This window comes from Gloeocapsa sp. PCC 7428, assembly GCF_000317555.1.
In the GTDB taxonomy this organism is placed as follows: Bacteria; Cyanobacteriota; Cyanobacteriia; order Cyanobacteriales; family Chroococcidiopsidaceae; genus Chroogloeocystis.
In genome coordinates, this window is the sequence record NC_019745.1 from 506,994 (window position 1) to 530,689 (window position 23,696).

At 42.5% G+C, this 23,696-nt stretch carries 25 protein-coding genes; 15 read left to right on the top strand and 10 right to left on the bottom strand.

Features of this window, described 5'->3' with window-relative positions; all coding sequences use genetic code 11:
- The first annotated feature begins 440 nt into the window (after window positions 1-440).
- From GLO7428_RS02245 to GLO7428_RS02265, 5 genes are all read left to right on the top strand, one after another.
- On the top strand, window positions 441-812 hold the full coding sequence (locus GLO7428_RS02245) for a Mo-dependent nitrogenase C-terminal domain-containing protein (protein WP_015186931.1): 372 nt from the start codon (window positions 441-443) through the stop codon (window positions 810-812).
- A gap of 456 nt (window positions 813-1,268) precedes the next feature.
- On the top strand, window positions 1,269-2,327 hold the full coding sequence (locus GLO7428_RS02250; protein ID WP_051038488.1) for an aldo/keto reductase: 1,059 nt from the start codon (window positions 1,269-1,271) through the stop codon (window positions 2,325-2,327).
- A 194-nt stretch (window positions 2,328-2,521) separates the two neighbouring features.
- A complete protein-coding gene (locus GLO7428_RS25815) occupies window positions 2,522-3,394 on the top strand; it encodes a hypothetical protein (RefSeq protein WP_015186933.1) in 873 nt (290 codons plus the stop codon).
- Window positions 3,395-3,734: 340 nt separating this feature from the next.
- On the top strand, window positions 3,735-3,911 hold the full coding sequence (gene rpmF, locus GLO7428_RS02260; protein WP_015186934.1) for a 50S ribosomal protein L32: 177 nt from the start codon (window positions 3,735-3,737) through the stop codon (window positions 3,909-3,911).
- Between the two features lie 163 nt (window positions 3,912-4,074).
- Window positions 4,075-4,680, top strand: a complete 606-nt coding sequence (locus tag GLO7428_RS02265; protein ID WP_015186935.1) for a sulfite oxidase-like oxidoreductase — start codon at window positions 4,075-4,077, stop codon at window positions 4,678-4,680.
- Window positions 4,681-4,744: 64 nt separating this feature from the next.
- On the opposite strand, the gene GLO7428_RS02270 is transcribed toward GLO7428_RS02265, so the two are convergent.
- The 3 genes from GLO7428_RS02270 to ureC form a co-directional block, all read right to left on the bottom strand.
- The gene (locus GLO7428_RS02270) at window positions 4,745-6,121 is read right to left on the bottom strand and encodes an aldehyde dehydrogenase (protein WP_015186936.1); all 1,377 of its coding nucleotides are present in this window, start codon (window positions 6,119-6,121) and stop codon (window positions 4,745-4,747) included.
- A 221-nt stretch (window positions 6,122-6,342) separates the two neighbouring features.
- Window positions 6,343-7,443 carry a hybrid sensor histidine kinase/response regulator gene (locus GLO7428_RS02275; RefSeq protein ID WP_015186937.1) on the bottom strand — a complete coding sequence of 367 codons (1,101 nt, stop codon included), beginning with the start codon at window positions 7,441-7,443 and terminating at the stop codon, window positions 6,343-6,345.
- Window positions 7,444-7,928: 485 nt separating this feature from the next.
- The gene (gene ureC / locus GLO7428_RS02280; protein ID WP_015186938.1) at window positions 7,929-9,638 is read right to left on the bottom strand and encodes an urease subunit alpha; all 1,710 of its coding nucleotides are present in this window, start codon (window positions 9,636-9,638) and stop codon (window positions 7,929-7,931) included.
- On the opposite strand from ureC, the gene GLO7428_RS29365 reads away from it, so the two are divergent.
- Complete coding sequence (locus tag GLO7428_RS29365) at window positions 9,637-9,771, top strand: hypothetical protein (protein ID WP_255348361.1); 135 nt, start codon at window positions 9,637-9,639, stop codon at window positions 9,769-9,771. The genes ureC and GLO7428_RS29365 overlap by 2 nt on opposite strands.
- A 19-nt stretch (window positions 9,772-9,790) precedes the next feature.
- On the opposite strand, the gene GLO7428_RS02285 is transcribed toward GLO7428_RS29365, so the two are convergent.
- From GLO7428_RS02285 to GLO7428_RS02300, 4 genes are all read right to left on the bottom strand, one after another.
- Window positions 9,791-10,276: a TM2 domain-containing protein gene (locus GLO7428_RS02285; protein WP_015186939.1), complete on the bottom strand. Its 486-nt coding sequence runs from the start codon at window positions 10,274-10,276 to the stop codon at window positions 9,791-9,793.
- Window positions 10,277-10,639: 363 nt separating this feature from the next.
- Window positions 10,640-11,107, bottom strand: a complete 468-nt coding sequence (locus GLO7428_RS02290) for a hypothetical protein (RefSeq protein ID WP_015186940.1) — start codon at window positions 11,105-11,107, stop codon at window positions 10,640-10,642.
- A 416-nt stretch (window positions 11,108-11,523) separates the two neighbouring features.
- Window positions 11,524-11,736: a helix-turn-helix transcriptional regulator gene (locus GLO7428_RS02295; protein WP_015186941.1), complete on the bottom strand. Its 213-nt coding sequence runs from the start codon at window positions 11,734-11,736 to the stop codon at window positions 11,524-11,526.
- Window positions 11,737-11,876: 140 nt separating this feature from the next.
- Window positions 11,877-12,182, bottom strand: coding sequence for a helix-turn-helix transcriptional regulator (locus GLO7428_RS02300; protein ID WP_231295537.1), 306 nt, complete (start codon window positions 12,180-12,182; stop codon window positions 11,877-11,879).
- A gap of 99 nt (window positions 12,183-12,281) precedes the next feature.
- Between GLO7428_RS02300 and GLO7428_RS02305 the strand changes: the two genes are divergently transcribed.
- Both GLO7428_RS02305 and GLO7428_RS02310 read left to right on the top strand, forming a co-directional pair.
- A complete protein-coding gene (locus GLO7428_RS02305; RefSeq protein ID WP_015186943.1) occupies window positions 12,282-12,734 on the top strand; it encodes a hypothetical protein in 453 nt (150 codons plus the stop codon).
- A gap of 118 nt (window positions 12,735-12,852) precedes the next feature.
- A complete protein-coding gene (locus GLO7428_RS02310) occupies window positions 12,853-13,218 on the top strand; it encodes a hypothetical protein (protein WP_015186944.1) in 366 nt (121 codons plus the stop codon).
- A 70-nt stretch (window positions 13,219-13,288) separates the two neighbouring features.
- Here GLO7428_RS02310 and GLO7428_RS02315 read toward each other — a convergent pair whose 3' ends face one another.
- Together GLO7428_RS02315 and GLO7428_RS02320 are read right to left on the bottom strand one after the other, a co-directional pair.
- Window positions 13,289-13,933, bottom strand: coding sequence for a hypothetical protein (locus tag GLO7428_RS02315; RefSeq protein WP_015186945.1), 645 nt, complete (start codon window positions 13,931-13,933; stop codon window positions 13,289-13,291).
- 12 nt (window positions 13,934-13,945) lie between these two features.
- Window positions 13,946-14,728, bottom strand: a complete 783-nt coding sequence (locus GLO7428_RS02320; RefSeq protein ID WP_015186946.1) for a hypothetical protein — start codon at window positions 14,726-14,728, stop codon at window positions 13,946-13,948.
- Between the two features lie 388 nt (window positions 14,729-15,116).
- Here GLO7428_RS02320 and typA point away from each other — a divergent pair, with 388 nt between their 5' ends.
- The 7 genes from typA to GLO7428_RS02355 all read left to right on the top strand — a co-directional run bounded on the left by typA (window position 15,117) and on the right by GLO7428_RS02355 (window position 21,813).
- Window positions 15,117-16,907 carry a translational GTPase TypA gene (gene typA / locus GLO7428_RS02325; protein ID WP_015186947.1) on the top strand — a complete coding sequence of 597 codons (1,791 nt, stop codon included), beginning with the start codon at window positions 15,117-15,119 and terminating at the stop codon, window positions 16,905-16,907.
- 80 nt (window positions 16,908-16,987) lie between these two features.
- Window positions 16,988-18,151: a DUF58 domain-containing protein gene (locus GLO7428_RS02330; RefSeq protein ID WP_015186948.1), complete on the top strand. Its 1,164-nt coding sequence runs from the start codon at window positions 16,988-16,990 to the stop codon at window positions 18,149-18,151.
- 253 nt (window positions 18,152-18,404) lie between these two features.
- Complete coding sequence (locus GLO7428_RS02335) at window positions 18,405-18,770, top strand: ferredoxin thioredoxin reductase catalytic beta subunit (protein WP_015186950.1); 366 nt, start codon at window positions 18,405-18,407, stop codon at window positions 18,768-18,770.
- Window positions 18,767-19,171, top strand: a complete 405-nt coding sequence (locus tag GLO7428_RS02340; protein ID WP_015186951.1) for a DUF309 domain-containing protein — start codon at window positions 18,767-18,769, stop codon at window positions 19,169-19,171. The genes GLO7428_RS02335 and GLO7428_RS02340 overlap by 4 nt, the downstream gene beginning before the upstream one ends.
- Window positions 19,172-19,288: 117 nt before the next feature.
- Window positions 19,289-19,792, top strand: a complete 504-nt coding sequence (locus GLO7428_RS02345; protein ID WP_015186952.1) for an LptA/OstA family protein — start codon at window positions 19,289-19,291, stop codon at window positions 19,790-19,792.
- A 42-nt stretch (window positions 19,793-19,834) separates the two neighbouring features.
- Complete coding sequence (lptB, locus tag GLO7428_RS02350; protein WP_015186953.1) at window positions 19,835-20,566, top strand: LPS export ABC transporter ATP-binding protein; 732 nt, start codon at window positions 19,835-19,837, stop codon at window positions 20,564-20,566.
- 74 nt (window positions 20,567-20,640) lie between these two features.
- Window positions 20,641-21,813, top strand: coding sequence for an LptF/LptG family permease (locus GLO7428_RS02355; RefSeq protein ID WP_015186954.1), 1,173 nt, complete (start codon window positions 20,641-20,643; stop codon window positions 21,811-21,813).
- Window positions 21,814-21,953: 140 nt separating this feature from the next.
- On the opposite strand, the gene GLO7428_RS02360 is transcribed toward GLO7428_RS02355, so the two are convergent.
- Complete coding sequence (locus tag GLO7428_RS02360; protein WP_015186955.1) at window positions 21,954-23,696, bottom strand: ABC transporter ATP-binding protein; 1,743 nt, start codon at window positions 23,694-23,696, stop codon at window positions 21,954-21,956.

Sequence of the window (23,696 nt, forward strand, 5' to 3'; positions counted from 1 at the left end):
CAAAGTTCAGTAATGCTTCCCATTTTATTTGGAAACAAATTGGCGAAGATGATTGCAGTTGCAATTTAAGCTGCTAAAGAAAAAATCCTCCTTAGGCATGAGTGCATCTACTTTTCGTTTCTTCAATATGTCTATCTATGTATGTTTAACACTTATCTGTATTTGCGCACAGACTTAACATGATCTTCTCATTGTTATTCCTAACTTCATTAAATTTTTAACTAGAGCAAGTTACAAACAAGATCAGCTGAGTAGCCTTACAGACGAGCAATATTTCTAGTTAATGTGATCGTCATAGAGAAACGTTTCTCAATTAATTACGTCAATAAATATAAGCCTGCATCTTAACCTAGAGCAGGACGATTCCGATATCGCTCATTAGCGTCTTGTAGATCTGAATTAGAAGTTCAATTTGCCTCGCGGTTTTTGAGGAGTGAACGATGAATGTATCCGAGTACACAACAAAAATTTTACTTTCTAGCTGGGTAGGAATTGACCAAGCCATTGCTGCCAATAGCCCTAGCCAACCGTTACAACAACCTGGCGGTACGCCTAAGTTTGATATTTTGCAACCGCTACGTCAATGGGTTAACAAGATCAACGTTGGCGATCGCAAATTTGCTCACCGTTTGTGTCAATTGATTCCTGCACAGTGTCCTTTTGAGCGTGATTTAAAACTTTTTGGTCGCACACTTCACATTCCGCCAATGTGTAAGCTGAATCCACTTTATGAAGAAGTTGTGGGTTTGCGCTTTCGGGCGTTGTGCTACTTAGCTGACGAGTGTGGCGAAGATATCACAGCTTATTGTTAAACGGTCGAGTTATAGCTTGGTAAAAAATTTCTGACATCATTACTGCTACTTACCAAGCTTACTATTGAACTTCTCAATTTTGAGCGTGAAAATTGTCTAATCCCCAATTCTTGTTAACTTTTTCTTAATTCCAACGCCCAAAAACTTAAATTGGTAAACTCACTGAGATTTTTCGCTAAATTTTAGTGAGTTTTTTTATAGCGTACACCAGTTCTCCTAACGACAAAATACAAGGCTTCTATTTCTAACAAGTGATTAGACCTGCTGCATGAATCACAGACGCCCTCCGACTTCCTTCAGGGCTATCCAAGCAAAGTGTACCTTCGTACACTAAAACAAGATTTTTACGGATAAGACCAGGTCGGTGGACTTTGTTTTATTTAGCTAGCGAATAAATTCGCGATTCGCTTCACGCAGGAGGTCTAATATGCGATCGCTCTCATGCATTATGGCACGATGAAGACTGCCGTCTCTTTTTTAGGAATATTGATCGTGACTATTTTACCGACATCGAGCAGACTGCAATTTACTGAAGATTTAAATATTTGCCGCATTTTGAATGGAATGTGGCAAGTTTCTGGCGGGCATGGGCGAATCAACCCCCAAGTTGCGATTCAAAATATGTTTGAGTATAAAACCGCAGGCTTCACGACTTGGGATTTAGCAGATCATTACGGTCCTGCTGAAGATTTTATCGGTGAGTTTCGACGACAGCTTGCAGCCAAATACGGAAAAGCTGCGTTATCTGAAATACAAGCTTTTACAAAATGGGTGCCTAGACCTGGCAGAATGACAAAAAAAATCGTCGCCGAAAATATTGATATCTCGCGTCGCCGGATGGATACTGAAACGCTCGATCTTTTGCAATTTCATTGGTGGGAATACCGCGATCGCAGCTATCTAGACGCACTAAATTATATGGCAGAACTTCAGGAAGAAGGAAAGATTAAGCACTTAGCTCTTACTAATTTTGATACTGAACATCTAGAAATTATTCATCAAAATGGTATCAATATTGTATCAAATCAAGTACAGTATTCTTTAATCGATCGTCGTCCACAAGTACGTATGAGTTCATATTGCCAGCAGCATAACGTACAGCTATTTGCTTATGGTTCGCTCTGCGGCGGGTTTTTATCCGAAAAATATTTAGGCAAGCCAGAACCACGCGGCGGTGAACTCAATACTGTGAGTTTGCGAAAGTACAAAAATATGATCGATGCTTGGGGCGGATGGCAATTATTTCAAGAATTACTGACAACGCTCAAGGCGATCGCAGAGAAACACGCTGTCAGCATCGCTAATATTGCAATTCGTTATGTTTTAGAACAACCCGCCGTCGCTGGTGCGATCGTGGGTGCGCGACTGAGCATCTCCCAGCATATCGAAGACAATGCTGCTGTTTTTAGTTTCGCGTTGGATACGACCGATTGTCAACAAATCGAGACAATTCTCGCCAAGTCACGTAACCTTTACCAACTTATTGGCGACTGCGGCGACGAATACCGCCGCTAAAGGCGTGGAATAAAGGCAAGATTAAAATTTTAGCGCATTAAAAATAAATTTCATCTGACATAAGACAGATTTTTTTCAGAAAAGTTGCGACAAATCTGAAATAATCAGTTATATTTGACGACAAAATTTAACATTCAAGGCAAGGCGAAGCCCTAGGCTTGTCGAGTCAGGTGTTTATTTAAGGAGATGCGGTAATGATGTATTTTTACCATCAACCCTCAAAGAAAACTCAATCTACCTGCGACAACTGGACAAAGTATCACAAAGTTGCTGCGAATGTAAGCCGGATTGTGACATTAGCTGCATTAATTGGACTAGGAGGTGAAATTTTAGGTCGTTATCCCGCGATCGCGCAAACAACACAACCGATTTCAACGACGCAAGCTGCACCAGCGCGCATGAATCTTAAAGTCAATCGACAGCCGCAGGAAAGCTACGAAAGTTTGATGAATCGGGCAGAAACTGTCGCTGTGACTGCGGTGAAACAACGCTTTAGTCAGGATCGACATACACCCGCAATATCAGTCATGATTGTGGCTGATAGTTACGGTGCGATCGCGCCTGTTTTGTCTTTAGAAATTAGCCGTAACGAATGGCATTACAGCAAAGCAGAAACGAAAGACCAAATGAAATACTTCTCAACCGCAAAAATGCTGTTGGGATTTGATGGCGTTGCTACCAATAACACAAATCAGCCGCAAACGACTACCACCGCAACGCCCGAAACCACGCCAGAAATGGAGCAAATTGATCGATTTATTCGCGAATCTGATAATAAACCAACAGCGATACCAGAGGAAATGCCTGAGGGTGCAGGAATCGAAGCACCCGCGATTGTACCTGTAGAAACATCAACTCCTGAATTACCCACAATCATCCCTGGTGAAGCGTCTGTTCCAGAAACAAGTGGTGCATTACCTAGTAATAATGCCATTTTGAATCCAGTTCCAGTCAACGGTGCAACAGAACCACAACCGAATAACCTAAACCCAAACTTACCAACTTTTTCACCGATACCAACAAATAATGATGCTCCGTTGGGAAATATTCCAGCGAACCAAAACTAACTTCGCTGGCGTTGAAGCACTTGCGAAGGGTGAGACGCTAGTTAAAACAAGATTAGTTGGCTATCTAAAGTATTGAATCAGGGTTGCATACTTTCTTTTATAAATTGCGTGATTTATACTGTTTCACTAAATGAGAATTACAATTAATTTCTCCTCTGCCCCTCTGCCCACGCCAGTCGCCTCAACGGGGGGAACCTCCGCACGGCGAGGCTCCTGAAGCTACCTATTTGTAGCAACCTCAAAGTGAAACGGTCTTAGAGGTTTTTGCCAAAACACAACTGTATCGTCGTAGTCATGCTCTAGAATAGAAAGGTTGTGAAAAATTGCGGTGTAACCTATTATGGCTGTTCCTAAGAAGAAAACATCTAAATCGAAACGCGACCAGAGAAGAGCAACTTGGAGACGTAAAGCAGCAGTGGAAGCGCAAAAAGCGCTGTCTTTAGGTAAATCAATTCTGACTGGACGCTCTACGTTTGTCTATCCTTCCAAGGAAGAAGAAACTGAAGACGAGGAATAGACACGCGTTAACTTGATTGTGACAAGTAGCAAGCAGCAATAAGCGTTGTTAGGTAAATATCAAGATGATAAAAGCTTCAGCTTGAGGTTTTCTCCTGCCTATTTCAAGAGTTTTATCTCAAAATGAAGTTAGGTATATCCCACAACGTAATCTACCCAAGCAAATGCTAGGAAAATTTTTTCAAAAACCAGGAGGCGCAGAAAGCGATCGCGTTCCTCCTGGTCAGTATTTAACAAAAGGGTTTCCCGTCTTAACCTACGGTCAAACGCCCAAAATTGACTTAGAAGAATGGCGGTTTCGGGTATGGGGTCTAGCCAAACCGGCGACGTTTACCATGTCCGATTTTATGGCACTGCCACAACACGAATTTACTGCGGATTTTCATTGCGTAACGCGCTGGTCTAAACTCGACGTAAAGTGGACTGGCGTCAAGGTGACAGATTTTATGCAGTTGATCGAGGTTGACCCCAAAGCAATCCATGTCATGGAACACTGCTACGGAGGTTACACCACAAATCTTCCCTTAGAAGACTTTGTTCGCGAAGAAAACTTTTTTGCGCATACGCTATTTGGCGAACCGCTACCCGCAGAACATGGCGGTCCATTGCGGCTGGTTGTTCCGCATCTGTATGCTTGGAAAAGCGCTAAGTGGATCAACGGTTTAGAATTTCTCGACCATGAAGAGTCGGGCTTTTGGGAACGTAACGGATATCACCGACGCGGTGAACCCTGGGCGGAAGAACGCTATAGCGGTTTCTTTGGGTTGTAAAACTCCGTAAGCAACAATCAGGGGAAAGAGTGATTTTATAAACACTGACCCCTGACCTCTCCCACTAGCCAATTAACCGTTTGATTAAGTCTAGTTTGCCTGCATAGGGCGCGTAACGCCATTTTAAATCAAGCCAAAAAGATTTCTTTAAGACGCTTTTTTCATGCGAGAACGTATCAAAACTCGCCTTGCCGTGGTATCTTCCGATTCCGCTATCTCCGACACCACCAAACGGTAAAGATGAAACGCCAACTTGCATTACAGTGTCATTAATACAAACACCGCCAGAAGAAGTTTCTTTTAAAACTCGCTGTTGAATATCTTTGTTGCGCGAAAACACGTACAACGCTAAAGGTTTTGGTTTTTCGTTGATGATTGCGATCGCTTCGCTCAAATCGCCGTATTCAATAATCGGTAAAATTGGACCAAAAATTTCTTCTTGCATCACTGGCATTTCCAGTGAGACGCGATCAATAATCGTTGGAGCAATATAAAAGTCACGCGAATTGGTAGTTCCTCCGGTAACGATTTCTCCATCGTGTAGTAATTCTGCTAAACGTGAAAATTGTTTTTGATTAACAATTCTGGCATAGTCAGAACTCTGTTGCGGATCTTCACCATAAAATTCTTTGATAACTTTTTGTAAGCTATCAAGCAGTTGTGGTTTGATTTGACGATTGACTAAAAGATAATCGGGTGCAATGCACGTTTGTCCAGCGTTGATAAATTTACCCCAAGCTATTCTGCGCGCAGTATGTTCAAGATTAATATCGGTGTCTACAATGCAAGGACTTTTACCGCCTAATTCTAAAGTGACTGGCGTAAGATGTTTTGCTGCGGCTTCCATCACAATTTTACCGACGGCTGTACCACCTGTAAAAAAGATATGATCGAACTTTTCTGCTAGGAGTTGTTTGCTAACGTCAATACCACCTTCTACAACGGCGATGTAGGAGGGATCGAAATATTTCTGGATGATTTGTGAAACAACTGCTGAGGTGTTTGGCGCAATTTCAGAAGGCTTAACAATGACACAATTACCTGCGGCGATCGCACCAATTAAAGGCGCTATAACTAACTGAAACGGATAATTCCACGGGCCAATAATTAAGACAACTCCTAGCGGTCCTGGATAGATGTATCCAGCCCCAGGAAGTTGTTCGAGGGGAAGACGTACTTTTTTAGGCTTTACCCATGATTTGATATGTTTCAAAGCATAATCAATTTCTCGCGTAATGCTAATTTCTGTAGCATACGTTTCTAATTCTGGTTTGTATAAATCTTTTTTTAGCGCATTGACAATGCTTTCTGCATTCTCTTGGATTGCTTGCTTTAGAGTTTTTAATTTTGCAATTCGAAACTCAACATTTTTTGTATTTCCACTCTGAAAATAAACACGTTGTTTACGGATAATATCATTTATAGATAGTTCAGCAAGCATCACTCTTTTTTTGATTTCTAAGTTGTTTTATAATGTCTTATTATTAATATTATACAGGTTATTTTAAAGTCTGAATCCTTTGCTATTGACAAATTAAGATCTAATATCTTAGATAACTTTACTGTTATAATTGTAAATTTAAAAATCAAAATTACGATTTTTTAATAGTGATACCAGCTGGTATGCAAGCCAGCTAGTTAATCAGGAAGGACATATTGAACTTACTGAGCGGTCGGTAAGTCAACGATAAACACACTACCTTGACCAGGCGTTGATTTAACATTGATCGTACCCTGGTGAGCTTCTACAATTCTACGTGAAAGGTAAAGTCCTAAACCGCTGCCAGAACGTTTGTGGCTTCCTTGGCGAAATCTTTCAAATAAGGTAGTTTGTTCTTCTTGTGGAATACCTGTACCCGTGTCTGCAACTTCAACCGTAATGTATGCATCTGAGTCTTCATTCTCAGACGACTTCATCCGTACCTTTACCGAACCAGAGTCAGTAAACTTAATGGCATTTCCGACTAAGTTTGTAAATAAACGGTGAATTTCCAAGCGATCGCCAATCACTTTCGGGTTGACTTGCGACTCCGTCTCAAATTGTAGAGGTAGCTTTTTTTCTTGCGCCAGCGGTTCTAATTCCTTCACAACCTCGGATAGTACCTCTTGCAAATTAACCGGCATGAAGTTTAAGACTTTACGATCTGCCTCAAAACGGTACACTTCTAATAAGGTGTTCACCATTTGCAATAAGTTTTGATTACTACGTGCCATTGTAGTAATCGCTTCTTTCATCGTTGGTGAAAGTTCGCCTAATGCACCTTGTTGAAACAGCATCAGCATTCGGTCGGCGGCGACTAATGGAGTACGTAAATCGTGCGTTAGGCGCGAGACAAAATCTTCGCGTTGGCGGGCTATTTGGTCGCGCTCGTCTACACTGTGTTTTAGCCGTAATAGCGATCGCACGCGTGCCAATAATTCATCAACTTCCACAGGTTTACGAATAAAATCGTCTGCGCCCATGTCTAATCCTTGGGCTACACTCGGCTGATCGTACGCTGTAATCAGCAAAATTGGGATAAATGGTAGTTGATTGTTACGGCGGATGCGTTGCGTCACCTCAAAACCATCCATTCCTGGCATCATTACATCAAGGAGTACCAATTGTGGCGGCGACTGTTCAACGAGTCTTAACGCTGTAGGACCATCCTCAGCAGTGGAGATGTTATAGCCTTCTTCTTCCAGAATAGTTTGGATTAGAAAAACATTATCTGGAGAATCGTCTACAACAAGAATATTGTCACGAGAGGGTTGGGAAGACATGGAATAGAAATGTTTATACTTAAGTTAAATTTTATTAACAGCTTGCATCTGTATTATTTTTCCTCCTAACTGCGCGCTTGACCTCCTACCTACGAAGGATTATTTTTATACCAACTTGCTATTAGATGATTTTGATGAAATCCATTGATTGCTTAGCTTAAGAGATTCAGTACTATTCAAGTTAGTCATCAGCAGTTAAGCCATAGTACGCTCAAACAGCAACTACAGATAAACAAAAGGATACAGCGGCTAATACGTGCCGAGCAAACTCAAACTGATGCTAGCTGTCTAGTTTAATTGCAATTTAGAAATTAAATTTATCTTTCCTGAGTGAAACCTCCGATATCTGTAACCATCGGCAATCATTGACGAGTAGGTAAGGCATTACCCGTAATTCGATGTGTAGTAGATTTTTGATTAACGATTGTTCAAAAGAATAAACCTACATTCACACAAGTTGATGATTTAGGTGCAAGCCGACAAATTTAGAAGAGAAAGTAGCGTTGTGCTAAAGGTAAAGTTGTTGCAGGTTCGCACGTGAGTAATTCACCATTTGCCTTGACTTCATAAGTTTCTGGATCGACTTCGATGTGAGGCAAAAAGTCATTTAATTTCATTTCGCTTTTGCTTAGCTGGCGAGTCCCAGACACAGCAACGATGTTTTTTTGTAAGTTAAGTTGTTGAGAGATTCCTAAGTCTTTTGCGGCTTGTGAAACAAAAGTCAGCGAAGTTGTGGCGATCGCCCCACCAAAGCTGGCAAACATCGGACGCATATGTACAGGTTGTGGTGTAGGGATACTCGCGTTTGCGTCTCCCATCTGCGCATAGGCGATCGCCCCGCCTTTAATGACAATCTCCGGCTTGACACCAAAAAATGCCGGACGCCACAAACACAAATCCGCAAGTTTCCCTTCTTCTACGGAACCGACATATTCAGAAATACCATGCGCGATCGCGGGGTTAATCGTATATTTAGCAACGTAGCGCTTGGCGCGAAAGTTGTCGTTTGCTGCGGTATCTTCCGCGAGGGAACCGCGCTGTACTTTCATTTTGTGCGCAGTTTGCCAAGTCCGAATAATCACTTCTCCGACTCTTCCCATTGCCTGCGAGTCAGAAGAAATCATGCTAAACGCACCAAGATCGTGTAAGATGTCCTCTGCTGCGATTGTTTCGCGACGAATTCGCGACTCAGCAAACGCCACATCTTCCGCAATTCCTGGATCGAGGTGATGGCATACCATCAACATATCTAAGTGTTCGTCCAGCGTATTTAGCGTATAAGGGCGTGTAGGATTGGTAGAAGAAGGTAAAACGTTGGCTTCTCCACAAACTTTGATGATATCTGGTGCATGACCGCCACCCGCACCCTCGGTATGATAAGTATGAATCACGCGGTTTTTGAAAGCGGCGATCGTATCTTCGACAAATCCAGCTTCGTTGAGTGTATCAGTGTGAATCGCGACTTGCACGTCGTATTCATCGGCAACACTTAGGCAAACATCAATCGCGGCGGGAGTTGTCCCCCAGTCTTCATGAAGTTTTAAGCCCATGACACCGGCTTGTACTTGTTCGACAAGTCCTTGTGGTTGACTGCTATTTCCTTTCCCTAAAAAGCCTAAATTAACTGGAAAGGCATCCGCAGCTTGCAGCATTCGGTAAATATTCCACGGTCCTGGCGTGCAAGTTGTCGCGTTTGTTCCTGTGGCTGGACCTGTTCCGCCGCCGATCATTGTCGTGACTCCAGAAGCGATCGCGGTTTCAATCTGTTGCGGACAAATAAAGTGAATGTGCGCGTCAATTCCCCCAGCGGTGAGGATCATTCCTTCTGAGGCGATCGCTTCTGTACCAGGACCAATAATGATATCTACGTTGTCTTGAATGTAAGGATTTCCCGCTTTGCCAATTTTGAAAATCTTGCCGTCTTTAATGCCAATATCTGCTTTAACGATTCCCCACCAATCGAGAATTAACGCATTTGTAATCACAACATCGACCGCACCATCCGCATTCGCTATTGGCGATTGTCCCATACCATCGCGAATGACTTTACCACCGCCAAATTTGACTTCATCGCCGTAGGTTGTCAGGTCTTGTTCGACTTCGATAATCAATTCGGTATCTGCAAGTCGCACGCGATCGCCTACTGTTGGACCAAATGTCTCAGCGTAAGCACGACGATCCATGCGATAACTCATGCGATGCTCCTTTTATGGGCGATTTAAAAGTAGAAACTTCGGTATTTTAGCCTGTTCTAGTGCTGAGATAAAAGCTGTTGAACCACAAGATAATCAAGCAAATGCGATCGCCTCCTTACAAACAAAGCATTGACTGCATTCTCATCCCAGACTCATACATCAAACCGATAACGAATTGCACCTGTTACAGGATCGTTGCAAATTTCAGCGCATCCTACTTTTTCAGCTTCTTGCAGTAGTTTTTTTGCTTCTTTCGGGTCTAGCCCAGTGTACATAGCTGCTTGTGCGATCGATAGTTGTCCGCCGTTTTTTTTAGCTGCTAGCAGTAACTTTTGCATCGGACTATGTACTGTTGAAGGTGAGGCATTTACTTGAAACTTTTGCTGACGAGGAATATTGCCAATATTTAACTCCAGCGATTGTTGGGCGTGTAGTCCTCGTAGATAAATATTACGCCGATTCACCATGCTAGGAATGAAAGCTAGGTCTATCAGTTGACCAACACCAAGAAAACCAAATGTGAAAAGATAAACTAGACCACTGGTCACGTGACCAGTGTAAAATCTTTGACCTCCACAAACGCCAAAAAAGCACAAACACCATAAAAGGTAAGCAACGCCTGAGTTTACTTGCTGCATCGCTGTATATTCCTATCTCGAACTACCTGTATCTAGTGTTCCCTGAGATACAACACGAACAACAAGACAAGCAGAGTTCAGCTAGCAAGTAATTTTTAAGCTTTTTGCCTAAGACTATGGCATCCCCAAAAGAGGCGATCGCATATTTATTCTTTAACTATCTCAAATAAATCTTCCCTCATCACATCAAACGTTTTTGCTAGTTTACAAAGCGCAGAACCTGACCCCAACCCTGGTAGGGTTGGGGCAAAAAATCCATAATGTGGTACGCAATAATAGGCTTTTTAGGTTTCTTTCCTTGCTAAGACAGAGGAATGGAAGCAAAAGCTACTTTCTACTACCCCAGCAATGAGACCTATTTTTTTAGTTGAAACTTTCCATCGTTCCAAACTCCATCGCCTCTTCTTGTTTCAATTCTAAAGCTTCCTCTTTTTCTAAGTTTGTCAAAACTTCTCGTACTTGCTGGCGAGATACTCTTAGTTCCATATTATCCCAGCAATGACCTTGACCTCTTTTCACTTCAGGTGAGTTGCGTAACTGACGCAATACATTTAAACAAGCAGGACAGTCACAGCCAAATAAGCTGACGGCAGCATCACTTTCTGCTGCACTAAAATCTAAAAAAGGGTGCTCTTCAAATGTTACATCAGTAGATGCAATTAAAATACCACGGTTGTGGTGGGGGTTGATAGCAGACATCTGAAAGTCAGTTGGTACATCGCAGGAGGCTTGAGTTTTCGTGGCAGATACACCTGGTGTTAGTAACATAGTTAACATCGAGCCAACTACAGTTGGAATTGCCACCAAATTAAACCATAGCTTGTGTTTCATACTCAAATCTCCTCGACAACTTAACATACCTTTGAGCAGCCATTGTAATTCATCTCAGGCTAGTACACCAGATTTATTCAACCTCAGCAGGCAATTATCTGGAATTAATAGCAAATTACTCAAGTTGTTCTAGGAATTTTAGTACAAAAATTTACTTTTATTTAGCGTACTTCAATATTTTTTTGAGTATAAATTTCACTTATATTGAATACGGGATGTTTAATTACTTGCAGACAGCTTTTTTACCGATTTTAAGATTGAAAATTTTGCCAATCATCAATCTACCTCTAGCATAAGTAATCATCGACATTTATCGGTAATTAAATACTTCCGGAGAATAAATTATTTCAAAAAACACAAGATAGCATTTTATAGAATGATCGTGATATAATTTGTCTTTTAAGATTTCCTTATAGTTACTCTTTGACTATTTCTACTAAATCCTCAATCAGAACATCAAAAGTCTTCGCTAATTTGTACAAAGCAGTAACGTCAGCCATTGCCATCCCTGAAGATACAGCATAAGTCTTAACGGTACTGTACGGAAAGCTCGAACGATCAGAAACTTCTTTCAGTGTCCAATTTCGTTTCGCTGCAAACTCTCTAATTCGTAACCTAACCAAACCCATGCTTGCAATTGGTCGAAACAGTATCACTCTTTAAGCGATCGCAATTTCAAAATTTATTCCAAAAACTGAAAGGCGCTTTTTATGATAGCAAGACACTAAGCGAACTCAGTAGCTTAATTTGTTACTAAAGAGGCAAGCTTTTAATCTTCCACTACCTCAAATAAATCTTCCATTAAAACATCAAACGCCCTAGCCAGTTTACAAAGTGCGGTAAGGTCAACAGTTGCTCTTTCTGGCAAGCGCATATAAGTTTTGACTGTACCATAAGGGACTCCAGAACGATCTGAAACCTCTTTTATGTTCCAACCTTGTTTGTCAGCAAATTCCTGAATTCTTAGCCTAACCAAACCCATGCTTGACAAGTAGTGAGTTTTCGCTGTTAAATTAGAAGTATATTGAAAGCGATCGCTTTCAGTTTGCCGACCAGAAGCGATCGCTATTTCCAAAAAATTCCCACAGCGTGGGAAACACCCTCTAACAAAAATCAGAAGAACCCTCTCACAAAAATCAGAAGGACTCTCTAACAAAAATCAGAAGGCACTTTTATGATAGCAAGACAACCAGCAAAATCAACTGAAGCCAAGACTTTTCATCCGCTTGCACGATTTGTCACTAAGGAAGCAATTGCATTACTTCTCAACCGTAAACCCGATGAAATTTATCGCATCGATTGCTGGCGACACGTCATTCATGTTGTCGGAAAAGGAATTAGTCGGTTTGTTAGCTATGCAGATTTACCACCAGTACTAGGCGTAGAACCTCCCACACACGCAGACGAGTGCCGTTGGCGCAAGCGCTGTGCGGTTCAGAAACAGAAACACGTGCCTAAGTTTTGGGTAGATTTTTACGTGCAAAAGTTCATGCAAGTTGCTGACATTAACAATCTTGTCGCCTGGGGAGAACTCATTGGCAAGATCAAGCAAATATTCTCCTTGGAAGCATTGCAAACTCTACGTAATGCTTATCTTAGTGCTAATTATGTTTTACAAGAGTTTTGAGAGCGAAGGCTAGAAAGCCTCCTTGCAGATTGTCTAATTTTCTATATTTGAAAACTGATTGATACCAGGTTAAGCTGAAATCTAGCTGATTTAATAATTAATTTAATTTGGTATATAAATGGCGTTATCTAAATTTCTGCTCAAGCTCTCTATTGCGAGTTTAGGTATTCTTTTTATTGCAGCACAGGTAGTACCACGTTTTGTGTTAAGAAATAACGAAAAACTAGCAGGACAAGAACCTAAAGCTGTCGAATATGCTCAGGAAGTGCTTTGGCTTATTGGTCATAGCCGCTGTTCCCAACTCGCAGCATTAACTTGTACTGGGGTGAGGATTGTACAGTTGAAGCCTATTAAAGCTATTTCCCGTAGTGATAAACTACTTCAGGATTGTCCTTATCCTTATGAAGGTAAGGCAATAGTTTATGGAATGTTTGGTATTCCATCGCAAGAAATTGAGTTTGATTGCAATCTCCTCGAAATCTAGTATATCTACGAGCTAAGTTTAATTAAATTTAGCTCGTAAACTCGAATTAGCAGCCTTTAAAAAGGAGCAGTTATCTATAAGGGTAGGTACAACTAGTACCTGTAGGTAAGCACCATTTATAATAGGCTACCCGCCCTACAGTTAGGGTTAGCGGAGAACCGTCCGGTTTCTTAGACATTAACGTACCAGCGTTTCCAGTTCCTGGCACTCCAGCCATGCACCATATACTCTGATACGAGCAGAGGCTTTTTTCTACCTCCTGCCAGCTTATTCTAACAGGTGTAGTATATCCAACATATCCAGCATCAGCACTATTCTGAAAATACCACTTTGCATTGTAAGTTAAGCTATTGATAATTCCCTTAGCATTCCAGGTGCCGAAGCCAAAGCTCTTGTAATTCGGATCGTTTTCAGATACTCCAGCAGTTGGACAATCATCGTAGTTCGTTTGTGGAAGATTATTGTATGTCGTACAACTAATAAAGGCTCTTTTACTAACTGTCATATCCATCTCAAAAGCAGGATTGCTTCTTACCCAACCGCCTACATTAAACCATTTAAAATATGAATCTGCGTAAGCTGCACCGTTGTAGTAGAGATCTCCGTTATTTGGGTAACGCTTAATTGGAGGATATCCTACAGAGGGCGATGCTAAGGCAATCAGTGCTGATGTTAAGCTAAAAGCAATTAATGTATTGCGTGTAATATCTTTCATTAGTTGCCGCCTCTATTTGATTCCATAACGAGCAATGTTTTCAATGCGGGTGTATATCTCTTCGGCGGTTTGTGGAATAGCTTGACTACGGACACCCAAATCTTGAGAAGTCACAACTTGCTCAGGTAGTGACGAACGAGGAATAATAATTCTGCCGTTAACTTTCACACCTGGCTCAAATCCCTTGACAATAGGATCAGTCGCGAGCTTCTTAATATTGTTTATGCTGCCAACAACCTCTACACCATATATAAGCGGTTGATTGCCTTGAGACCAAGCAAGCGCAGCTTCGTCTTGTTCAATATTTCTTAGAAGTGACCATGCATCGATTCGGGGAGTTTCGTTAGCAGATTGGGCAAGAAATTGTTTCCTTGGATGAAGTTTGACAAAATCTCTAGCACGTACTTGGCTAGATTTCCGGCTATTTAACATTATCTCAGTAGTTATGCGTCGAGCTTCTGCAATAACTGTCTTTGCATCCTCGTTGTTGTATGCTCGATGTGTACCAGACATTCCAGCTACTGACATATAAACAGCCTTAAGCTGAACGTTGTAACGTCGCATCAGTTGAAGAATCTGGGCATCAGGAATGCGTTGAGCAAAAAAGACACCAGCGGGAATAGGCTCGTTTGGACTGGTTCTAGACCAGTAATTAAGACGCTCATTAGAAGATAAAGGTGCAGCTAATTGTGAAGGGCTAGGTGTTTGTGTTTGTGATTTAACTAAATTCTGTCCGAGAGTTAAAGAACCAGCTAAAAGACTAACGATAACCACGAACAAGCGTTTTTGAAGCATACAATTCTCAACTTGTTTTCCTCAGTTTTGTCAAAGAAAAGTGTCAAAAGTTGGTGAAAGACGAGTTTGAGACACTGTGTATTAGAAATGTCATCTGTTGAGCTAGAAGTTTCAACACCGTCTTAAACAAAACTATTGAGTAGAAAATTAAAGTTATCTTTGTTCCTGCCCAAGGGTGATTTCACGGAGATTTTCTACATTAAGTAAAATTAACTTCAGTAAAAGTACAGTCGCATATAAAAATAGCTGACGCGCTATTAAAACTCACCGTAGTTGTAACCGATGCGCTACAATTATTAAGGCTTCTTTACAGAATTGGCGATCGCCGTCATCTTCTGTTAATGAACTGCTGCAATCAATCCCTCTCTACCATCATTGGAACGCTCCTATGACGCTCCCTATTCGTAATGTTGCCATTATTGCCCACGTTGACCACGGTAAAACTACGCTGGTTGACGCTTTGCTTCGACAATCTGGTATTTTTCGCGAAGGGGAAGACATTCCAGACTGCGTTATGGATTCCAACGCTTTAGAAAGAGAGCGGGGCATTACAATTTTGGCAAAAAACACAGCGGTTAGCTACAAAGACACGCTGATTAATATTGTTGATACTCCAGGACACGCAGATTTCGGCGGTGAAGTCGAACGCGTTCTGGGGATGGTTGATGGTTGTATCCTGATTGTGGATGCAAACGAAGGACCCATGCCACAAACACGCTTTGTTTTGAAAAAAGCGCTAGAAAAAGGCTTACGTCCGATTGTTGTCGTCAACAAAATTGACCGTCCGCAAGCTGATCCGCATGGCGCAGTCGATAAAGTTTTGGATTTGTTTATCGAATTAGGTGCAGACGACGATCAGTGCGACTTTCCTTATTTATTCGCTTCTGGTTTAGAAGGTTACGCTAAAGACGACCTAGAGGCGGAAGGGGTAGATATGCAACCCCTATTTGAAGCAATTTTGCACCATGTCCCACCACCAGTCGGCGATCCGAATAAACCTCTACAACTGCAAGTCACGACGTTAGATTATTCTGAATATCTGGGGCGAATTGTCATTGGTAGAATTCACAACGGTACAATCCGCATGGGTCAACAAGCGGCTTTAATTACCGAAACAGGTGATATTGTAAAAGCCAAAGTGACCAAGTTAATGGGTTTTGAAGGACTCAAGCGCATTGAAATGCAAGAAGCGTCCGCAGGAAATATCGTTGCAGTTGCAGGATTTGCGGATGCAAATATTGGCGAAACAATTACCTGTCCAAATGAACCGCAGGCGCTACCACTGATTAAAGTCGATGAACCTACATTACAGATGACTTTCTCGGTGAATGATTCGCCATTTGCTGGACAAGAAGGGAATTTTGTGACTTCTCGACAATTACGCGATCGCCTCTTCCGCGAATTGGAAACAAACGTAGCACTCCGCATCGAAGAAACCGATTCACCCGATAAATTCTTAGTGTCTGGTCGAGGTGAGTTACATTTGGGAATTTTAATTGAAACGATGCGCCGTGAAGGTTACGAGTTTCAAGTTTCCCAACCACAGGTTATTTATCGCGAAGTCAACGGACAACCTTGCGAACCCTACGAATATTTAGTGCTAGATATTCCAGAAGAAGGCGTCGGCGGCTGTATCGAACGCCTTGGACAGCGTCGCGGCGAAATGCAAGATATGCAAGTTGGCGGTAATGGTCGCACTCAGTTAGAATTTGTGATTCCAGCGCGTGGCTTAGTCGGTTTTCGCGGTGAATTCATGCGTCTAACGCGCGGTGATGGCATTATGAATCACAGCTTCCTTGATTACCGTCCACTCAGCGGCGAAATTGAAGCGCGGCGGAATGGTGTATTAATTGCATTTGAAGAAGGTACAGCAACTTTCTACGCGATGAAAAATGCTGAAGATCGCGGTGTCTTCTTTATCACTCCAGGCACTAAGGTTTATAAAGGAATGATTGTTGGCGAACACAACCGCCCGCAAGATTTAGAACTTAATGTCTGTAAAACAAAACAACTGACAAACCATCGCGCTTCTAGCGGTGAAGAATTAGTCCAGTTGCAAGCACCAATGGAAATGAGCTTAGAACGAGCTTTAGAGTATATTAGTGCTGATGAATTAGTCGAAGTGACACCACAGTCGATTCGTCTGCGAAAAATGGCAAAAAAACTTGCAAAGCGTTGATAGTAATGCAACGAGTGAAGGGTAGTCTTAAAGCATAACATGAGTGGTGCGGGTATTTTGCCTGCACTTATCCTTTACTAATGACCCTAAACAAGCAAATTGCGGACTGGCTAGAGTCGCGTTGGGTAACACCAGCTTATAGTGGTTGGGTTCTCATCGGCGTCACTAGCTGTTTTTTTGGTGCTGCCGTGAATACAATGGCAGGGTGGCTGTATGTTTTAAGCGGCTTGGGTTTTGCATTGTTAGGAATCGCCGCGATTTTACCTGCGCGATCGCTTCGCGGTATCAAAATCCGTCGTGCTGCAATTCAAGCCGTCAGCGCTGGCGAAGCATTAACGGTAGAAGTTGAAATCGCTAATGCGACAGCCCACCCTAAGAGTTTACTGCAAATCCAAGACTTACTAGCTTTTGTTTTAGGTAAACCAGTCCAAGCACCGATTGAAGTCATTCCGCCGCATCAAAGTTACACCTGGGTATATCATCACCCCACACAACAGCGAGGTGTTTACCGCTGGCATACGATACAACTACGCACCGCTGCACCTGTAGGATTGTTTTGGTGTCGCCGTCAGCAAGAAATACCTGCTACAGCCGTTGTCTATCCTACGGTTTTACCATTAACAACGTGTCCGATTATTGATAGCGTTGGTCAAGAGAATCATGCTAAGTCGTATAACCAACAACAGCGCGTGCGATCGGCGACTGAAGGATTAACGCGATCGCTGCGTCCTTATCGTACTGGAGATCCTTTGCGTTTAATTCATTGGCGCACGAGTGCTCGTTATGGCGAATTTCGTGTCAGAGAATTAGAATTAACTACTGAAGGACGCGAACTTGTGATTTGCTTAGACAGCGCTGAAATTTGGGAAGAAGATAGTTTTGAACAAGCAGTTATTGCTGCGGCATCTTTGTATTTTTACGCACAAAAGCAACAACTAAATGTCCAACTTTGGACTGCTGCAACAGGTTTAGTGCAAGGAAATCGAACTGTTTTACACGCTTTGGCTGCAACGCATTTTAATGAAGTGCAAGTAGCAAATTTACCTCAAAGTCGTCTTGTTTGGTTGAGTCAAAATGTGCTGAGTTTGCAAACAATTTCTCCTGATAGCTACTGGTTATTATGGGGAAATGATTCTGTTTCGCCATTAGAAGTGAATCGTGATTCTTTTGGTCTTTTGATAGATAAAGAGCAACCTTTGCAACCTCAATTACAGCAGGTTGTGCGAGTAGGGCAAAGTGTTTGAAAAGAACTACTCCAGACATAAAAGAGATAAAGAGAGAATATCGCAAATAATCTATGCTTGCTATCTGAAGAATTGATGTATGCTTTACGCTACATTTGGTTGGGTATTGCTGTTAGCTCAATTGCAGTAGGTTCAACGGCTGAACAGCAAATCACTAATACTTTAAGCCCAGGCTTACTGATCTAGAACTCAGAATGATGTGTCTACCTACGTTAAAATGCAGAAAATAACTTGATTACAAACCTTTAAGATTATGAAACCCACAGATAGCAGCAACTTATCAACGGATAAAAGTTTGGAAGCAATGTGGCAGTTTGCGCAAACTTATGCTAAGCGTACCGGAACTTACTTTTGTGCTGAACCTTCGGTGACTGCTGTCGTCATTGAAGGACTTGCAAAACATAAAGATGATTTAGGTTCTCCTTTGTGTCCTTGCCGTCATTATGAAGATAAACACGCTGAAGCTGGTGCAGCATTTTGGAATTGTCCGTGTGTACCTATGCGCGAACGTAAAGAGTGCCATTGTATGCTGTTTCTTACCCCAGATAATGAGTTTGCTGGCGAACAGCAGGATATACCTTTAGATACGATTAAAGAAGTACGCTCTAGCATGGGATGAACGAATCAATACCAGATCAATTCTGGGAAGGTGTAGAGCAATTTAATACTCGACAGTTCTACACCTGTCACGATACGCTAGAAGCTCTGTGGATGGAAGCAACAGAGCCAGAGAAAACGTTTTATCAAGGGATATTACAACTTGCTGTGGCGCTTTATCACTTGGGTAATGCTAATTGGCGGGGAGCAGTTATTTTACTCGGAGAAGGCATTCATAGATTACACCGCTACTCACCCATTTTTAGTGGTATCGATGTTGAAGAACTGGTCGATACGAGTAGTCATCTATTAGCACAATTGCAACAAGCAGGACCTGAAAAAGTCGGTGATTGGATAGTAACTGAAGAATTTAACGCAAATTCAGACTTGCTGCCTATAATTACAACAGTGCAGCCAGAATAAATGGGTGTTTGCATTGGAGATGCTTGAGGAGTTGAAACTTAAGCATAGCAGTCATCGTCAGGTGAAATACAGTTCTGCGTTGCCAGGGTTCGTGCTTAATTTTCAGACAAACGTTATATGATGCCCCATTTCTTTTTGCCCTCGTCTTTTGTGCGTCGCTGCGGCTTGGCGATCGCAATTTTGCCCTTGACTTTGATGAGTGCGATCGCTTTAAATACTCCTTTACAACGTGCCCAAGGTCAAACCGCCGAACAAAATTCGTTGATCATCAATTCTGATGTTCAAGAAGCAAACTCGCAAACAGGAATTTTTACAGCACGCGGTAACGTGCAAATGAATTATCCTGCACGGCAAATTCAAGCAACTGCTGCCCAAGCACAATATTTTAGCCAAGAGCGAAGAATTGTTCTCAGTGGCGACGTGTATATTTTGCAGCAAGGTAACAGCATTCGCGGCGAAAATGTTACGTATATGATCGACGAAGGACGATTTATCGCAACACCAAAGGCAAATCAACAAGTGCAATCGATTTATATTGTTTCTGAGCCGAATCCGAATCAACCTCCAGGAACACCACCTGTACCCGCAGTACCCCCCTTAGCACCCAGCCCAGGATCGTAGAATCCGTTAGTTTTTACTTGTGGGTGTGTTAGCGGAGTCATCGTGAAAAAGATTGTCTTAGAAAATATCCACAAATCTTACGGTAAGCGCGTTATTGTCAATCGCGTCAGTATTTCTGTAGCGCAAGGTGAAGTTGTCGGGCTTCTTGGTCCGAATGGTGCGGGGAAAACAACAACATTTTACATCGCGACAGGTTTAGAAAAACCTAACGAAGGAACCGTGTGGCTAGACGATCGCAATATCACGGCACTACCTATGCACCAACGCGCGCGGTTAGGAATTGGCTATTTAGCGCAAGAACCAAGTATTTTCCGCAACCTCAGCGTTAAAGATAATCTGTTATTAGTTTTACAACAAACAAACGTCCCTCGACGCGAATGGCAACACCGCTTAAATGAACTGCTACGGGAATTTCGGCTAGAAAAAGTCGCAAATACCAAGGGAATTCAAGTTTCTGGGGGCGAACGCCGACGTACCGAATTAGCAAGGGCTTTAGCTGCTGGACGTCATGGACCAAATTTTTTATTCTTAGATGAACCATTTGCGGGTGTTGACCCGATCGCTGTCGCCGAAATTCAAGCTATGGTAAAAAAGTTACGCGATCGCCAAATAGGTATCTTGATCACCGACCATAATGTACGCGAGACACTTGCAATCACCGATCGCGCCTATATTATGCGTGAAGGACAAATTCTCGCAGCAGGTAACACCGAGGAACTCTACAACGATCCTTTAGTACGGCAATACTATTTAGGTGACAAATTTCAGATTTAGTGGCTAGTGGCTAGAATAACTGTTTTACATAATCATGCCGATTACCCATTACCTATCACCCATTACTCAGCATAATGACAATCGCTAGTCACAAATCTGCTAAGTTTCCATCGCTGATGCCTTTTTCAGTCATGGATCGCTATATTGCGATGGAACTACTACCACCGTTTTTGTTTGGTGTGGGTGCTTTTTCCTCGGTAGGAGTTGCGATCGGCACTGTATTCGATTTAGTGCGGCGAGTTGTCGAATCGGGACTACCGTTAGAAATTGCTTTGCAGGTATTTCTCTTGCAATTTCCCGCGTTTGTGGTGTTGGCTTTCCCCATGTCTACGTTGTTGGCTGTATTGATGACCTACAGTCGCTTTTCTAGTGATAGCGAGTTGATTGCCCTCCGTGGTTGTGGTATCAGTGTCTATCGTATCGCTTTGCCTGCAATTGTTCTCAGCCTTGTTGTCACCGGAATCACGTTTTTATTTAACGAGCAGATTGTACCAGCATCAAATTATCAAGCGACTCTTACGTTAAATCAAGCGCTCAAGCGCGAAACGCCAACGTTTCAAGAAGAAAATATTATTTATCCTGAATATCAAGAAGTTAAACAAGCCGATGGCAACAGCAGGCGGATTTTGTCACGGTTATTTTATGCCGATCGCTTTGACGGTCAAACAATGTCAGGATTAACAATTATCGATCGCTCGAAAGAAGGTTTAAACCAAATTGTCATGGCAGATTCTGCGGCATGGAACCCGCAACAAAACGTTTGGGATTTCTTTAATGGTACGATTTATCTTGTTTCTGCGGATAGTTCTTATCGCAACATTGTTAGGTTTGAACACCAACAATTACAGTTACCGCGCGCGCCTTTAGATGTTGCTAGCAGAGGGCGAGACTATGATGAAATGAATATTGCTGAAGCGCGCGATCGCTTAGAAAAAATTCGCTATAGCGGTGACGAACAAAAAATCCGCAAACTAAGAGTCCGCATTCAAGAAAAAATTTCGTTTCCGTTCGTTTGTGTTGTTTTTGGTTTAGTAGCTGCTGCTTTAGGAACTAAACCACAACGCCGCGCGGGAAAAGCAACAAGCTTTGGTGTGAGTGTAGTCATTATTTTTACGTATTATTTGTTTAGCTTTATTTGTAGTGCTTTAGGAGTAGCAGGGATTCTGACTCCTGTTACATCAGCTTGGCTACCAAATGTTTTTGGGTTGACTGCGGGTGGATTGTTGTTAGTTCGCGCTGCGCGGTAGAAAAAAATTAGACTTCCTCATGAATCGCACTCTTCCTTCGACTCCCTTCGGGGCTAGCCAAATGAAGTGAGCCTGCGTACACTTTATTCAGTCCACCTCCGTGGATTTTGATCTAGCAGCGAATAAATTCGCGATTCTTTTTAAGCGGCAATTCGCCATCCTTGAGCGTACTGTTGTGCATTCCATAGTGCAGCATAACGCCCTTGTTGTGATAAGAGTTCTGGATGAGGACCTCGCTCCACAATATGCCCGTCTTCTAGGACTAAAATCGAATCGGCACTAACAACGGTAGATAAACGATGCGCAATGACAATCACGGTTTTATCGGCAACAAGTTGATCGATTGCTCGTTGTACAGCGACTTCACTTTCGGTATCTAAAGCTGATGTAGGTTCATCTAACAAAACAATTGGCGCATCTTTGAGAATCGCACGCGCAATTGAAATGCGTTGACGTTCTCCACCGGATAGCGTACCGCCAATTTCACCAACCGAAGTATCGTAACCTTTGGGTAAGCGGCTAATAAACTCGTGACAATTTGCAGCGCGTGCAGCGATTTCAACTTCAACATCTGTCGCGTCAGGTTTAGCCATGCGGATGTTGTTGCGAATCGTGTCATCAAATAAATAGACATCTTGAAACACCGCAGAAATATAGCGCATGAGTTGACTTGGTTCTACTTGGCGCACGTCTACCCCACCGATGCGAATACTACCTTTTTGCACATCGGCAAAGCGGCTAATTAGACGAGTAATTGTCGTTTTACCGCTACCGGACGATCCTACTAAAGCTGTCAACGTGCGTTCTGGCAAGTGAAATGATACGTCTTGCAGCGTCCATTCGGATTGATCCGCGTAGCGAAATGAAACTTGTTCAAAAGTAATGTCAAAAGAAGTGAGTTGCGCGGGTGGTGTTTGTACAGGAAGAGGAGGAATGCTCATCAAGGCTTCGATCTTCTCTAATCCAATTTCCATTAAGTCGAAGACGCTTGCAAGTCCTGTAAGTTGAGCAAGTGGTTCGCTAAAGCGCATGGCGATCGCCACCAGCGCAAACAACACCGGAATCGAAAGGCTTCCTTGCAGAACAAATAATGTTCCTAAGCTGATAACGGTAAAAATACCAACTTCAACGACAGTTGCCATAGCGATCAGCGGTAAATTGACTAATCGCTGTCCTCTCGATTGCACATCACGTTGACGAACGAGTGCGGCTTGCAGACGTTGCGATCGCTCTCCTACCTGTTTTGTTGCTCGCAGTACAGGTAAACCTTGGGTATATTCCACCACTCGTGAAGCCGTATTAGCATCAGCGTCTGTTATTTCACGCAATAAATTTTTGACAAGCGATCGCATTTGGCGGTAAATTGGCACAGCTAAGGGAAATGTGACTAATAATGCCAGCGCTAATCGCCAATCGACAAACAGCGTCACTATCACCACAACAAATGGCACAACTAACGTTTGAATAATCAGTGTCGCCAAACTGCCAATCCACAACACAATCTCACTCACATTACCGCTCAGCACAACATTGAGATCGCCCGACTGTCGTTGATTGAGTTCTTCTAAAGGTATCCGTCGCAGTTGTTCTGCTAGTCGTAATCGTGTTTCATGGGCAACATCAGTAGATGTTATCCAAGCAAAGTCTAGTTCTCGCCAGCGGAGCAATCCTTCAACGATGACTAAAAATCCGAATAAAGCTAAGAGTGTCCAAACTCGTTGAATATCAATCGGTTGATTCATCAATGCTGATAGTAAGGGAAAGAAAAGAGCAAAGATGACTCCTTGGATGATAGAGGCAATAACAGAAAGTAGCAGTGCAGATTGCAACTGCGACTTATACGATCCGGCAACGTCCATCATCCGACGATAGGTATTAAGCAT